The organism is Streptomyces montanisoli, from assembly GCF_017813245.1.
Lineage (GTDB): Bacteria > Actinomycetota > Actinomycetes > Streptomycetales > Streptomycetaceae > Streptomyces > Streptomyces montanisoli.
The window spans coordinates 1-13,392 of the sequence record NZ_JAGIQL010000159.1; the positions used below are offsets into that span (position 1 = coordinate 1).

The 13,392-nt window shown below is 73.3% G+C and carries 9 protein-coding genes and 1 pseudogene; 2 read left to right on the forward strand and 8 right to left on the reverse strand.

Annotated features, from left to right (window positions below):
- Positions 1-107 precede the first annotated feature (107 nt).
- From JFN87_RS27150 to pyrG, 6 genes are all read right to left on the reverse strand, one after another.
- Positions 108-470, reverse strand: coding sequence for a hypothetical protein (locus JFN87_RS27150; protein WP_209344117.1), 363 nt, complete (start codon positions 468-470; stop codon positions 108-110).
- The gene (locus JFN87_RS27155; protein WP_209344101.1) at positions 455-1,576 is read right to left on the reverse strand and encodes a ParA family protein; all 1,122 of its coding nucleotides are present in this window, start codon (positions 1,574-1,576) and stop codon (positions 455-457) included. The genes JFN87_RS27150 and JFN87_RS27155 overlap by 16 nt, the downstream gene beginning before the upstream one ends.
- Before the next feature lie 393 nt (positions 1,577-1,969).
- Entirely contained in the window at positions 1,970-3,085 is a 1,116-nt protein-coding gene (gene ald, locus JFN87_RS27160) for an alanine dehydrogenase (protein WP_209344115.1), read from the reverse strand.
- Positions 3,086-3,319: 234 nt separating this feature from the next.
- Positions 3,320-5,383: a tetratricopeptide repeat protein gene (locus JFN87_RS27165; RefSeq protein WP_209344103.1), complete on the reverse strand. Its 2,064-nt coding sequence runs from the start codon at positions 5,381-5,383 to the stop codon at positions 3,320-3,322.
- Between the two features lie 173 nt (positions 5,384-5,556).
- Complete coding sequence (locus JFN87_RS27170) at positions 5,557-6,183, reverse strand: NUDIX domain-containing protein (RefSeq protein WP_209344105.1); 627 nt, start codon at positions 6,181-6,183, stop codon at positions 5,557-5,559.
- Between the two features lie 162 nt (positions 6,184-6,345).
- Entirely contained in the window at positions 6,346-8,010 is a 1,665-nt protein-coding gene (pyrG, locus tag JFN87_RS27175; RefSeq protein WP_209344107.1) for a CTP synthase, read from the reverse strand.
- Between the two features lie 397 nt (positions 8,011-8,407).
- On the opposite strand from pyrG, the gene JFN87_RS27180 reads away from it, so the two are divergent.
- Positions 8,408-10,210: a glycoside hydrolase family 15 protein gene (locus JFN87_RS27180; protein ID WP_209344109.1), complete on the forward strand. Its 1,803-nt coding sequence runs from the start codon at positions 8,408-8,410 to the stop codon at positions 10,208-10,210.
- 38 nt (positions 10,211-10,248) lie between these two features.
- Complete coding sequence (locus tag JFN87_RS27185; RefSeq protein WP_209344111.1) at positions 10,249-11,895, forward strand: PucR family transcriptional regulator; 1,647 nt, start codon at positions 10,249-10,251, stop codon at positions 11,893-11,895.
- A 30-nt stretch (positions 11,896-11,925) separates the two neighbouring features.
- Here JFN87_RS27185 and JFN87_RS27190 read toward each other — a convergent pair whose 3' ends face one another.
- Positions 11,926-13,026: a glycosyltransferase family 4 protein gene (locus tag JFN87_RS27190; RefSeq protein WP_209344113.1), complete on the reverse strand. Its 1,101-nt coding sequence runs from the start codon at positions 13,024-13,026 to the stop codon at positions 11,926-11,928.
- A 135-nt stretch (positions 13,027-13,161) separates the two neighbouring features.
- Positions 13,162-13,392, reverse strand: a pseudogene (locus tag JFN87_RS27195) (hypothetical protein); the annotation flags it as partial.

Here is a 13,392-nt window from a genome sequence, read left to right on the forward strand (position 1 = left end):
CCCCCCCCCCCCCCCCCCCCCCCCCCCCCGCTCCCCCTCCCTGCCCCCCCCCCCCCCCCCTTCTATCAAGCAGAAGACGGCAGGCGAGAGACATGGGAGACAGGAGTTCAGACGTGTGCTCTCCGGATCTCCTGCTGCTCGGCGAGCGGCCGACGCGCCTGCCCGGCGGCCGCGGCCGTGGGCCGCTGCTCGGCCTCCGAGGTGCGGGACCGCGCCGCTGTGGCGTCCCCTGGGCCCGGCTCGGCGGCCGGGGAGTGCTCCTCCTCGGCGTGGGCGGCCGCCGTGGACCCCGCGCCGGAGCCCTCGGCCTCCTTGCCGCCCTCGCTCCTGCCGCCCTCGGCCGGCGCCGGCACCCGTGCCTCGCCGTTCGCGCTCCGGCGGCGGTCCGCGGGCGAGGAGGCCTGCAGGGCCGTGCCACCGGTCGTACGGAACAGTTCGTCGGCGCCGGGCAGACTCACTCGGCGTGACACCGGGCGAGCACCTCCCTGGCGAGCTGTCGATAGGCGGCCGCGCCGACGGAGTTGGAGGCGTACGTCGTGATCGGCTCGCCGGCGACCGTGGTCTCCGGGAAGCGCACCGTGCGGCCGATCACCGTGTGGTACACGTTCTCGTCGAACGCCTCGACCACGCGCGCGAGCACCTCGCGGCTGTGCACCGTGCGGGAGTCGTACATCGTGGCGAGGATGCCGTCGAGCTCCAGGTCGGGGTTGAGCCGCTCCTGCACCTTCTCGATCGTCTCGGTGAGCAGCGCCACACCGCGCAGCGCGAAGAACTCGCACTCGAGCGGCACGATGACCTTGTGCGCCGCGGTGAGCGCGTTCACGGTCAGCAGGCCGAGCGACGGCTGGCAGTCGATGACGATGTAGTCGTAGTCCTGCATCAGCGGCTTGAGCGCGCGCTGGAGCGTCGACTCGCGGGCGACCTCGCTGACGAGCTGGACCTCGGCCGCCGACAGGTCGATGTTGCTCGGAAGCAGGTCCATGTTGGGGACCGCCGTCTTGAGCAGCACCTCGTCCGCCGCCATGCCCCGCTCCATGAGCAGGTTGTAGACGGTGAGGTCGAGCTCCATCGGGTTCACGCCGAGGCCGACCGACAGAGCGCCCTGCGGGTCGAAGTCGACGAGCAGCACGCGCCGCCCGTACTCGGCGAGCGCGGCGCCCAGGTTGATGGTCGACGTGGTCTTGCCGACGCCGCCCTTCTGGTTGCACATCGCGATGATCTTCGCGGGGCCGTGGTCGGTCAGCGGTCCCGGGATCGGGAAGTAGGGCAGGGGCCGCCCGGTCGGGCCGATGCGCTCCCTGCGCTGCCGCGCGGCGTCGGGGGCGAGCGTGGCCGCGTACTCGGGGTCGGGCTCGTACTCGGCGTCGGGGTCGTAGAAGTGGCCCTCGGGCACTTCGTCGTATGCGGCCAATGGGGTGTGCTCTCGGCTTCCCTCGTTGCCGGCCGTGGCGTTCACGTGTTGGCCGTCCGTCGTCTGGTGGTCTGTCGTCGTGTGCTGGGTGGTGGCGGAGGTGCGAACAGCGACGGAGCCGACAGCCTCGAAGCCGGACGGAGCGCTCACGCCCGCCGTGGGCATTCCTGGTTGACCACCCCCGGGAGTAAATGTCGACTCATTCACAAGTCGTCTTACCTCCTTGGGTGTGACCAGGACACTTAATCGATAGGTCAGCGTGGCACCATGCCGACGGTTCGCGACTCTATGGCGTGTCACCGCTTCACAGCAACACAATCCGCCGGACCGGGCCCGATGTGTCGGCAACCGAACACCCGCGTGTCAAGGGCGCACACCCCTCTCACCAAGGCACGGCGCACGGCCCGACCGGGCGAGCAAAACAGCACAAGACCGACTTTCAGCGCGTGTTGACGCCGAGCCGCTCCGGCCGTGAAAGTGGCCGGACACACACCCGGGCCGGACCTCGCGGGGCAAGGTCCGGCCCGGGGCGCGACGTTGACGGCGCCGATTGACGGCTCAGCCGAGCAGCGCGTCCAGTTCGACGTGGTCGAGGCCGTGGGCCTCGGCGACCTCGCGGTAAACCACCTGGCCCTCATGGGTGTTGAGGCCCTTGGCGAGCGCCGCGTCACGGCGCAGGGCGTCGCGCCAGCCGCGGTCCGCGAGCTCCACGATGTACGGGAGCGTGGCGTTCGTCAGCGCGTACGTGGAGGTGTTCGGGACGGCGCCCGGCATGTTGGCGACGCAGTAGAAGACCGAGTCGTGGACGCGGAAGGTCGGCTCGGCGTGTGTGGTCGGCCGGGAGTCCTCGAAGCAGCCGCCCTGGTCGATCGCAATGTCGACAAGGACACTTCCGGGCTTCATCTTCGCGACGAGTTCGTTGGTGACGAGCTTCGGCGCCTTCGCGCCGGGGATGAGCACGGCGCCGACGACGAGGTCCGCCTCGGTGACCGCGCGCTCCAGCTCGTACGCGTTGGAGACGATCGTCTGGACCTTGGTGCCGAAGAGGCGGTCCGCCTCGCGGAGCTTGTTGATGTCCTTGTCGAGCAGGGTCACGTGGAAGCCCATGCCGACCGCGATCTGCGTCGCGTTCCAGCCGGAGACGCCGCCGCCGATGACCACGGCGCGGCCCGCCGCCGTACCGGGCACGCCGCAGGGCAGCACGCCGCGGCCGCCGGCCGACCGCATCAGGTGGTACGCGCCGACCTGCGGCGCGAGCCGGCCCGCGACCTCGGACATCGGCGCGAGCAGCGGAAGCGCGCGGCCCGCGGTCTCGACGGTCTCGTAGGCGATGGCGGTGGTGCCCGAGGCGAGCAGCGCGTCGGTGCAGGCGCGGGACGCGGCGAGGTGCAGGTAGGTGAAGAGGGTCTGGTCCTTGCGGAGCCTGTGGTACTCCTCCGCGATCGGCTCCTTGACCTTGAGCAGCAGGTCGGCCGCGGCCCACACCTCGTCGGCCGTCTCCAGGATGGCGGCACCCGCGGCGGTGTACTCCTCGTCCGTGATGGAGGAACCTGCGCCGGCGTTCCGCTCGACGACGACCTCGTGGCCGTGGCGCACCAGCTCGTGCACGCCTGCCGGGGTGATCGCCACCCGGAACTCGTTGTTCTTGACCTCGCGGGGGATGCCGACCTTCACGTGGATCACGGTCCTTGGCTCAGAGGGGCGCCTGTAGTGCATACGTACCCGGATGAACGGCGCATCCAGCTGCCAGTGGACATGAACAGGCACAGACAGGCATGGATGCCGCACATCGGGAGAGGCCACGGAAAGCCGCAGCGGAGCCAGTCTAATGAAGGATTTGCCGCTGTCTAGCCTTGTAAAGCTGGAATCTTTCCGAAGGGTGCTGCGGAATTCGTAGGCCAGACCCTCTCATGCCCGTGCTTCGTCCGGTCCGAGCAGGCGGTTCGCCCTCGTCCTGTGCAGCGCGGCGGCAGCGGGATCGCCGACCCGCTCCAGGGTGTCCGCGAGCCTGAGGTGCAGGGCCGCGCGCAGCCGCTCGTCCTCGGCGAGGCCCGCCCACTCCAGGGCCTCTTCGCAGGTGCGCAGCGAGTCGTGCGGCCGGTCCGCGTACTCCTGGACCCTCGCCACCTCGCTCAGCGCCCTCGCCACGCCGGGCAGGTCGTCGAGGCGCCGGTAGCAGGCGACGGCCGCGCGCCACTCGCGCAGCGCCTCCCCGTACGCGCCCGCCTGCGCGTGGACGGCGCCGAGGCGGCCGTGGAGGCGCGCCTCGTCGGCCCGCTCGCCGCGGCTGAGGCGCTGCGCGAGCGCCCTGCCGTACCAGTCGCAGGCGCGGGGGAAGTCCTCCAGGCCCTGGTACGCGCCGCCGACGGACTCCATCGCGCGGCCCGTCGCGTAGTGGTCCTGGGCGGCGCGTCCCGCGTCCAGCGCGGCGCGGTAGCGGGCGAGGGCGTCGCGCGTGCGCCCGGTGCGGGCGTCCAGGTCGCCGATGTTGAGCAGCGCGGCCGCGCGCTCGCGGTGCAGTCCGCGCCGCTCGGCGACGTCGAGGACGAGGTGGTGGAGACCGTAGAGGTCGGGGGCCGCCGCCTCGGTGCCCTCGTGGGCGGCGAGCGCGCGGACGAGGGCGGCGACGAGGCGGCGGGCCAGCGTGTCGAGCTCCCCGTCGGCGACGGCGAGGCGGGCGGCCGCGAGCAGCGCGGGCCGGTGGACGCGCAGCCAGCCGGCGGCCGCGACCGCGGTCGGGAAGCGCAGCGCCCTGGGCACCGCGGCGAGCTGGGTGCGCGCCGGTGAGCCCTCGGGTTCCGTGATGGCGCGGCAGGAGCGCAGCAGCCGGACGGTCCGCTCCAGCATGCGCGCCCTGGCGAGCTGCAGCTCGCCCGGCCTGTCGTGCGCGGCACTGCGGGCGCGCAGCAGCGGCACGAGGCAGCCGGGCAGCACGTACCGGCCGCCGGGGCCGTGCACACCCTCGTCGCCGCGGCCCGCGGGCAGGCGGCCTGGCCCGGTGACGGCGGGGGTTGGCGCCGGCCTGAGCATGCCGAGGCCGACGAGGTCGCGCAGGGTGGCGGCGGCGTCCTGCACGGAGCAGCCGGCGAGTGCGGAGGCGACATGGGCGTCGGTGAGGCCGGCGGGGGCGAGGGTGAGCAGCCGCGCCAGGCGCGCTGCCGCCGGCGGCAGCGACTCGTACGCGAGCCGGAAGGCCCGGGCGAGCGGCCGGTCGCCCTCGGGTACGTCGAGGTCGGGCGGCAGCTCGCGCAGCCGTCTGGCCAGGTCGGCGACGGACGCGGTGGGGCGGGCCGCGAGCCAGCCGCCGGCGAGCAGCAGCGCGGCCGGCTGGCCCCCGCACTCCTCGGCGAGCGACTCGGCGGCCTGCGGGTCGACGGTGATCCGTACGGCGCCGGTGCGGCGCCCGAGCATCTCCACGGCGGCGGCGCTGTCGAGGCCGCCGACGGTGCAGGGCCGCACGTCGGGGATGCCGGTGAGCGGGCCGCGCGAGACGGCGACGACCAGGCAATCCGCGGTGTCGGGGACGAGCGGGTCGACCTGCTCGGCGTCGGTGGCGTCGTCGAGCAGCAGCAGCGCCCTGCGCGCGGCGAGCGTCTCGCGCACCCGCTGGGTGAGGCCGTCCTCGGCCTCACCGGGCGGCGCCTCGACGCCGAGCGCGCCGAGGATGTCGCGCGCGCAGCGCTCCGCGGGCACGGGCTCGCCGCCGGGCTCGGTGAGGACGGCGCGGACGACGCCGCCCGGGTAGCCGCCGCGCAGCCGCCTGGTGATCTCGTCGGCGAGCGCGGTGCGCCCGGAACCCGGACGCCCCGCGACGAGCAGGACGCGGGCGCGCGGCTGTTTGCGGCCCGAGATGGTGTTGAGTCCGGCGCGCTCCAGGTCGGCCCGCAGGTCGTCGAGCTCGCGCCGGCGCCCGAGGAACGGTGGCTCCGCGGCCTGGCCGGGGCTGTCCACGTCCACCGCCTGATCCGTCACGGGACCACGCTCCGTCCACCTGCCCGCACGCCGAGCCCACGGGGCCCCGCGGGCGCCCCGAGCCTAGTTGACCACGCACGGGGCTCACGGCGGACGTGCCCGGAGTATCACCAGATCGGATCAGCCGATAGTCGGACCGTCAGGACGATCCGACCGTCGGGATGATCCGGCGGTCAGGACGAGAAGGGGCGGGCGGGCCAGGGGGCGTCGGCCGGGCGGAGTGAGTCGAGCCCGTCGCCCGCCAGGGCCGCCGTCAGCGCCAGCACGCCGATCGCCAGGCAGCTGTTGTGCAGTTCGCCGGCGAGCACGCCGCGCGCCAGGTCGGCGAGGGGCACGCGCGCGAGCTGCATGTCGGCCTCCTCCTCGGAGACGGCGAAGCGCTCGCCCTCCGCCGCGCCGAGGTCGCGTGCGAGGAAGACGCGCACCGCCTCGTCCGAGCCGCCTGGCGAGGTGAACACGTCGGCGAGCACCCGCCAGTCCCCCGCCTTGACGTGCGCCTCCTCGTACAGCTCGCGCTGCGCCGCGTGCAGCGGGTTCTCGCCCTCGACGTCGAGCAGGCCGGCGGGGATCTCCCACAGCTTCCGCCGCACCGGGTGGCGGTACTGGTGCAGCACGACGACCGCGCCGTCGTCGTCGAGCGCGAGGATCGCCACGGAACCCGGGTGCACCTGGTAGTCGCGCTTGACGACCGCGCCGTCCGGCATGACGACCTCGTCGGTGCGCACGCCGGTCTTGTTGCCGCGGAAGGGCGTCTCGGTCCCGGTGACGCGCCACTCCTCGCGGGTGTCCCTGATGGTCATGACACGGCCCTCCACACGTACCGGCGAAACGGACAACCGGGGCGCCGGACCAGCTCGATCGGCCTGATCGGCCTGATCGGCCGGACCTGCTTGATCCACGCCCCGGTCCCACCGTATCGCCAGGTGGCCCGGCGCCCGGCCGGCGCCCGGCCGGGCCCGCGCCTACGCGCCGGCGCCGGTCTTGCGCTCGACCGCCGCCTTCACCAGGCCCGCGAACAGCGGGTGCGGCCGGGTCGGCCGGGACCGCAGCTCCGGGTGCGCCTGGGTGGAGACCAGGTACGGGTGGACGCTGCGCGGGTACTCCACGTACTCGACGAGCCGGTTGTCGGGCGACGTGCCCGAGAACACCAGGCCCGCCTTCTTCTCCAGCTCCGCGCGGTACGCGTTGTTGACCTCGTAGCGGTGGCGGTGGCGCTCCTCCACGTACGGCTCCTCGCCGTACGCCTCCCGCACGAGCGAGCCCTCGGCGAGCTTCGCCGGGTAGAGGCCGAGGCGCATGGTGCCGCCGAGGTCGCCCGCGCCCTCCACGAACGCCTTCTGCTCCTCCATGGTGGAGATCACCGGGTGCGCGGTGCCCGCGTCGAACTCGGTGGAGTTGGCGTCCGGGATCTCGGCGAGGTTGCGCGCCGCCTCGATCACGATGCACTGCAGGCCCAGGCAGATGCCGAGGAGCGGGAGGCGGTTCTCGCGCGCGTACTGGATGGCGCCGATCTTGCCCGTGACGCCGCGGTCACCGAATCCGCCGGGGATCAGCACACCGTCCACGTCGCCGAGCTGCCGTGCCGCGTCCGCCGGTGTCTTGCAGTCGTCCGAGGTCACCCACTTGACGTTGACCCTGGCCCGGTTGGCGAACCCGCCGGCGCGCATGGCCTCCGTCACGGACAGGTACGCGTCCGGCAGGTCGATGTACTTGCCGACGAGCGCGATCGTGACCTCGTGGTCGGGGTTGTGCACCCGGTCGAGCAGGTCGTCCCAGACCGTCCAGTCGACGTCGCGGAACGGCAGGTCGAGCTTGCGCACGACGTACGCGTCGAGCCCCTCGGCGTGCAGCACCTTCGGGATGTCGTAGATCGACTTGGCGTCGATCGCGGCGACGACGGCGGCCTCGTCCACGTCGCACATCAGCGAGATCTTGCGCTTGATGGGCACCGGGACCTCGCGGTCGGCGCGCAGCACGATCGCGTCGGGCTGGATGCCGATGCTGCGCAGCGCCGCCACCGAGTGCTGGGTGGGCTTGGTCTTCAGCTCGCCCGAGGGGCCGATGTAGGGCAGCAGCGAGATGTGCACGACGAAGACGTTGTCGCGGCCCACCTCGTGGCGCACCTGACGGACCGTTTCGAGGAACGGCTGGGACTCGATGTCGCCGACCGTGCCGCCGACCTCGGTGATGACCACGTCGACGTCGTCGGTGGCCATGCGCCGGATGCGGTGCTTGATCTCGTTGGTGATGTGCGGGATGACCTGCACCGTGTCGCCCAGGTAGTCGCCGCGGCGCTCCTTGGTGATCACGGTCGAGTAGACCTGGCCGGTGGTGACATTGGCGCTGCCGTCGAGTTCGACGTCGAGGAAGCGCTCGTAGTGGCCCACGTCCAGGTCGGTCTCGGCGCCGTCGTCCGTGACGAAGACCTCACCGTGCTGGAAGGGGTTCATCGTGCCGGGGTCGACGTTCAGGTACGGGTCCAGCTTCTGCATGGTGACCCTGAGACCGCGCGCCTTGAGCAGCGCTCCGAGGCTGGAGGCGGTCAGGCCCTTGCCGAGGGAGGAGGCGACACCCCCGGTGACGAAGATGTGCTTGGTCGTCGAGGATGTCGTGGATCGGTTCGGCATGGCCAAGAGGGGCTCCCGTGGTCGCGGTCTGAGGTGGCGTCGCTGCGGCTTCGGTGCGCCCTGCGTGCGGCTTTCGCGCCTAGAGGGAGACCACCGGCCCACGGGCTACCAGACTAACAGCGCCGGGGACCGACTGCTTCCGGCCATACGTCACGGACGGCGCCGGCCGCCTCGCGCGTGACTCGGCGGTTCGTCGAACCTATGGTTCGGATCTATGGTGCGGTGAGCGTGACGCGGACGACCAGGTGCGTCGTATCCTGCTCGGACATTCGCTGCCGAGTCAGGCCGGCAAACGGCAACACCCCGCCCGTATTCCCGGAAAAAGAGCTCGTCAACGACCCCTTGACCGCAGTAAGAGCCCCTTCGGGGCGACGTGGCCGTTGGACTGGAGATGCACGTGGCAGGGCGCATCGAGGATTACGCACTCATCGGAGACATGCAGACCGCGGCACTGGTCTGCCGGGACGGCACGGTCGACTGGCTGTGCCTGCCCCGTTTCGACTCCCATGCCGTGTTCGCCTCCCTCCTGGGCACCGACGAACACGGTTTCTGGCGACTGGGACCCTCGTTCCCTGCGGAAACCGCCCCGCCGAACGCCGACAGGCGGCGCTACGCGGGCGACTCCCTCGTCCTCGAGTCGGAGTGGGACACGCCTCGCGGCACGGTCAGAGTGACCGATTTCATGCCCCCGCGCGACGGGGCACCGCAGCTCGTGCGGATCGTGGAGGGCATCAGCGGACGTGTGCCGATGCGCTCCGCGCTGCGCATGCGGTTCAGCTACGGACGGGTCACCCCCTGGGTGCACAAGGTCGACGACCGCACGGTCGCCGTCGCGGGACCCGACTCCGTGTGGCTCGACACCGACGCGGAGACGTACGGGAAGGACCTGACGACCTACTCGGACTTCACGGTCTGTGCCGGCGAGCGGGTGGCCTTCACGATCAGCTGGCAGCCCTCGCACCGCGACCAGCCCGCGCTGTCCGACCCGGAGAGCGCCCTGGTGGCGACGGCCGAGTTCTGGCGCGACTGGGTCGACCAGTGCACGTACCACGGCCCCTACCGTGAGGCCGTGGTCAGGTCGCTGATCACACTGAAGGCGCTGACGTACGCGCCGACGGGCGGGGTCGTCGCGGCCCCCACCACGTCGCTGCCCGAGGAGATCGGCGGCGTGCGGAACTGGGACTACCGCTACACCTGGCTGCGTGACGCGGCGATCACCCTGTCGTCGCTGCTGCGCACCGGCTACCGGGAGGAGGCGCGCGCCTGGCGCGAGTGGCTGCTGCGTGCCGTCGCGGGCGACCCGGAGAACCTCCAGATCATGTACGGCATCGCCGGCGAGCGGGAGTTGGGCGAGGCCGAACTCGACTGGCTTCCCGGCTACGAGGGTTCCACCCCCGTCCGCGTGGGTAACAACGCGGCGCACCAGCTGCAGCTCGACGTGTACGGCGAGGTCATCGAGGCGCTGCACCTGGCGCACATGACGGGCCTGGCGCGCAACGACTACGCGTCGGAGCTCCAGCTCCGGCTGATCCGCTACCTGCAGACCCACTGGAACCAGCCGGACGAGGGCATCTGGGAGGTGCGCGGCCCGCGCCGCCACTTCGTGCACTCGAAGGTGATGGCCTGGGTCGCGGTCGACCGCACGATCAAGCTGCTGGAGTCGGGCGACGCGGGCGGTCCGCTGGAGCAGTGGCGCGAACTGCGCGACGACATCCACCGTGACGTGTGCGAGAAGGGCTACGACGCGGAACGCAACACGTTCACGCAGTCGTACGGCTCGCAGGAGCTCGACGCGTCGCTGCTGCTGATCCCGCAGGTCGGCTTCCTGCCGCCGGACGACAAGCGCGTCATCGGCACGATCGAGGCGATCCAGCGGGAGCTGTCGACGCCGGACGGGTTCGTGCTGCGCTACCCGACGTCGGGCGGCGAGGCGGGCCTCGACGGGCTCGCGGGCGACGAGGGCGCGTTCCTCGCCTGCTCGTTCTGGCTCGCCGACGACCTGGCGATGATCGGCAGGGTGGACGAGGCGCGCAGGCTCTTCGAGAAGCTGCTCGGCCTGCGCAACGACCTGGGGCTCCTCGCGGAGGAGTGGGACCCGCACGCGAGGCGCCAAGTCGGCAACTTCCCGCAGGCGTTCAGCCATGTGCCGCTGATCGACACGGCGCTGCGGCTGACGGCGTCGGGCGCGTACCAGGGCTGAGCGGCTGTTGTCCTGCCCAGCACGGGAGGGGGCCCGGCATGACGGATGACGGCGGCATCACCGTACGGCGGGCGCTCGAGCTGCCGGGGCTGCGCGGCGGACTGCCCGAGGTCGTCGCGGGGGACGGCAACCTCGGCCGTACGGTGCGCTGGGTGCACGCGGGCGAGGTGCCGAACATCGCGTCCCTGCTCAAGGGCGGCGAGCTGCTGCTGACGACGGGGCTGAACCTCGGCACGCGCCCCGCCGAGCAGCGCGCGTTCGTGCGCCGCCTCGTGGAGCGCTCCATCGCCGCGCTGGTCGTCGAGCTGGGGCCGCGCTTCGAGCAGTTGCCTCCCGCGCTGGTGGAGACGGCGCGCGCCGCCGGCCTGCCGCTGGTGCAGCTGCACCGCGAGGTGGCGTTCGTCTCGGTGACCGAGGAGGTGCACACCGAGATCGTCAACGGCCACTACGCGATGGCGCGCCAGGCCGACGAGGTGCACCACAGGTGCACGCGCGCCCTGCTCGGCGGGGGTGGCGTCCCGCAGGTGCTGCGGGTGCTCGCCGGCTTCTGCGGCGGCCCGGCCTTCCTCGAGGCGGCGGACGGCCGGTTGCTCTACGCGGCGGCCCCTGAGGCCGCGCCCGGCGCGGACCGGGCGGCGGCCGACCCGCTGGAGGTCTGGGAGGGCCTGCGCGGCGGCCGCGCGGCGCGTCTTGCCGGGCCCCCGGCGGGCTCGGTGCTGGTGGACGTGGCGGGCGGCGGTCAGGGCACGGGCGCGGTGCGGGCGAGGCTGCTGCTGCTACTGCCCGCGGTGCCGGCGCCGCTCGGGCAGGTGCACCGGCTCGCGGCGGAACGGACGGCGGGCACGCTGGCCGTGGTGCTGATGCAGGCGCGCCAGGAGGAGGAACTGGCGGCGCGCGGCCGCGGCGACTTCCTCACCGACCTGGCGGAGGGCCGGATCGCGCCGCAGGACGCGCCGGGGCGCGCGCGGGTCCTCGGTTTCCGGCCAGGTTCCGGGCCGCTGCTGCCGGCCGTGATGCGGCTGGCGCCCGAGCCGGACCCGTCGGGCAACTGGGCCGTGCTGGCGCGTGCCGTGCTGGAGGAACTCGCGTCGGTGGGCGTGCCGGTGCTGCTCGGGGTGCGCCCCGTGGAGGGCCGGGTGCCGCTGCTGCTCGGGCTGCGTGCCGAGCAGGAGCGCACGGCGGTGGCCGACCGTGTGGCGGCGGCGCTGCGGGCCGGTGTCGAGCGGGCGGGCCTCGACCGGGCGGGCGCGCATCCGCCGGTGGTCGTCGTCGGGATGGCGGGCGGCTGGGCGGCGGCGAGCGCGGGCCTTCGGCACGCCGGGGAGACGGCGGCCGCCGCGCACGGCCTCACGGACCGTCCGTGGTACGACGCGCGCGGTCTCGACATCGACCTGCTGCTGTGGCGGCTGCGCGAACACCCCGACCTGGCGGCCTTCGTGGAGCGGACGATCGGCCCGCTGCGCGCCCACGACCTGGCGTCGCGGCCCGCGCTGACGCCGACGCTGGAGGCGTATCTCGCGCATGCGGGCAGGAAGGCGGAGACCGCGCGCGAACTGCACCTGAACAGGCAGACCTTGTACAACAGGCTGGCGCGGATCGCGGAGTTGCTGGGCCGCGACCTGGACGACCCGCAGACGGTCCTGACGCTCAGCCTCGCCCTCCAGGCGCGCCGCCACACGCCGTGAGGAGCCGCTTCGAGCGGCGGCCCGCGGATGTCACGGGTTCCCGCGGGCCCCGGTCACCTCGTCGTAGACGCTGAGCACCTGCGCGACCGTCTCGTCCTCGGTGGGCCACGCCGCCGCCTGCGCCTGCCCCTCGGCGGCCAGTTCGGCGCGCCTGCCGGGATCGGTCAGCAGCCGCAGCAGGGCGGCGGAGAGGGCGAGGGGATCTCCGTACGGTACGAGCTCCGCGGCGCGGCCCACCAGTTCGGGCACCCCGCCCACGGCGGTGGCGACGAGCGGCACGCCGAGCCGCAGCGCCTCCTGCGCGAGCAGGGACCGCGACTCCCACCGGCTGGACACGACGGCCACGTCCGCGGCGGCGAGCAGTTCCGTGACGTCGTCGCGGCTGCCGAGGAGGAGGACCGGCAGGTCCTCGTCGATGATGCGGCGTTGCAGCGCCGGGCGCTCCCGGCCCTCCCCCGCGATGACGACGAGCGGTAACGGGTCGATGTCCTGCCCGCGCCACAGCGCGACGGCGTCGAGCAGCAGAGCGTGGCCGTGCTCGGGCACGAGGCTGCCGACCGCCATGGCCAGCGGCCGTTCGACGGCGCCGAGTTCGGCGCGCGCCTTGCTGTCGGGCCCGGTGGCGCCCGGGACGCGGGGCGCGGGCACGGCCAGCGGCGCGAGCCGCACGTCGCGGGCGCCGCGCGCCCGTGCCGTGTCGACGAGATCGGACGAGGTGGCGAACACGACGGACGCCGCGCGCAGGGCACTTCGCTCGAAGAGCCGGGTGACGCCGCCACGCGCGCTCTCGTACGCCGCGGCGCGCGTGTGCCAGGTGACGACGAGCGGCACGGGCCTGCCGCCGAGGGCCAGCGCGGCCCGGGAGGCCGCGTGCAGGCCGTTCGCGTGCACGACGTCGGCGCCGGCGCACGCGGCGCGCAGCGCGGCGATGGACACGGGGTCGCCGCGGCGCGGCACGTGCAGGTGGAGCGCGCCGCACGCGCGGAAGTCGTAGGTGCGCTCGACCTCTTCGGGCGCGCAGACGGTCACCCGCACACCGCGCGCGACGAGGCCGGAGGCGAGCGACCTGACGTGCGCGCTGCTGCCCGCGCTGCCGCCGCCCAGCACCTGGACCGAACGCAGCGGTGTCACGTGCACGGCTCCCGGGGCGAGATCGGATCGGAACGACGGAATCGACGGAAACGACGGAATCGACGGAATCGGAGGCATCAGCGGAATCGGCTTCCAAGGATGCCAGGAAGAGGCCGCGCGGCTCAGCCGCCTCGTTCACTCGGTCGGGTGAATAGCGGCCCACTCGCCGTACGCGGCACCCGCCGCGACCCCCAGCGCGTGCGCGGCGAGCCCGAGACGCCCGTTGGTCCCGACGACGGCGGCGCCGAGCGCCGCGCCGAGCGCGTACGCCCCGCCGGCGCCGAGCGTCGTGTCCTCCGCGAGGTCGCCGCCCGCCACGGCGCCGGATCGGAGGGGCGCACGGCTGAACTCCAGTCTGCGATGCAT

What these genes read in the sequence shown, in the direction of transcription:
- JFN87_RS27185 (WP_209344111.1), top strand. Translation starts at nt 10,249, where the DNA reads ATGACGGATGACGGCGGCATCACCGTACGGCGGGCGCTCGAGCTGCCG.
- JFN87_RS27155 (WP_209344101.1), bottom strand. Translation starts at nt 1,576, where the DNA reads ATGCCCACGGCGGGCGTGAGCGCTCCGTCCGGCTTCGAGGCTGTCGGC.
- pyrG (WP_209344107.1), bottom strand. Translation starts at nt 8,010, where the DNA reads ATGCCGAACCGATCCACGACATCCTCGACGACCAAGCACATCTTCGTC.
- JFN87_RS27170 (WP_209344105.1), bottom strand. Translation starts at nt 6,183, where the DNA reads ATGACCATCAGGGACACCCGCGAGGAGTGGCGCGTCACCGGGACCGAG.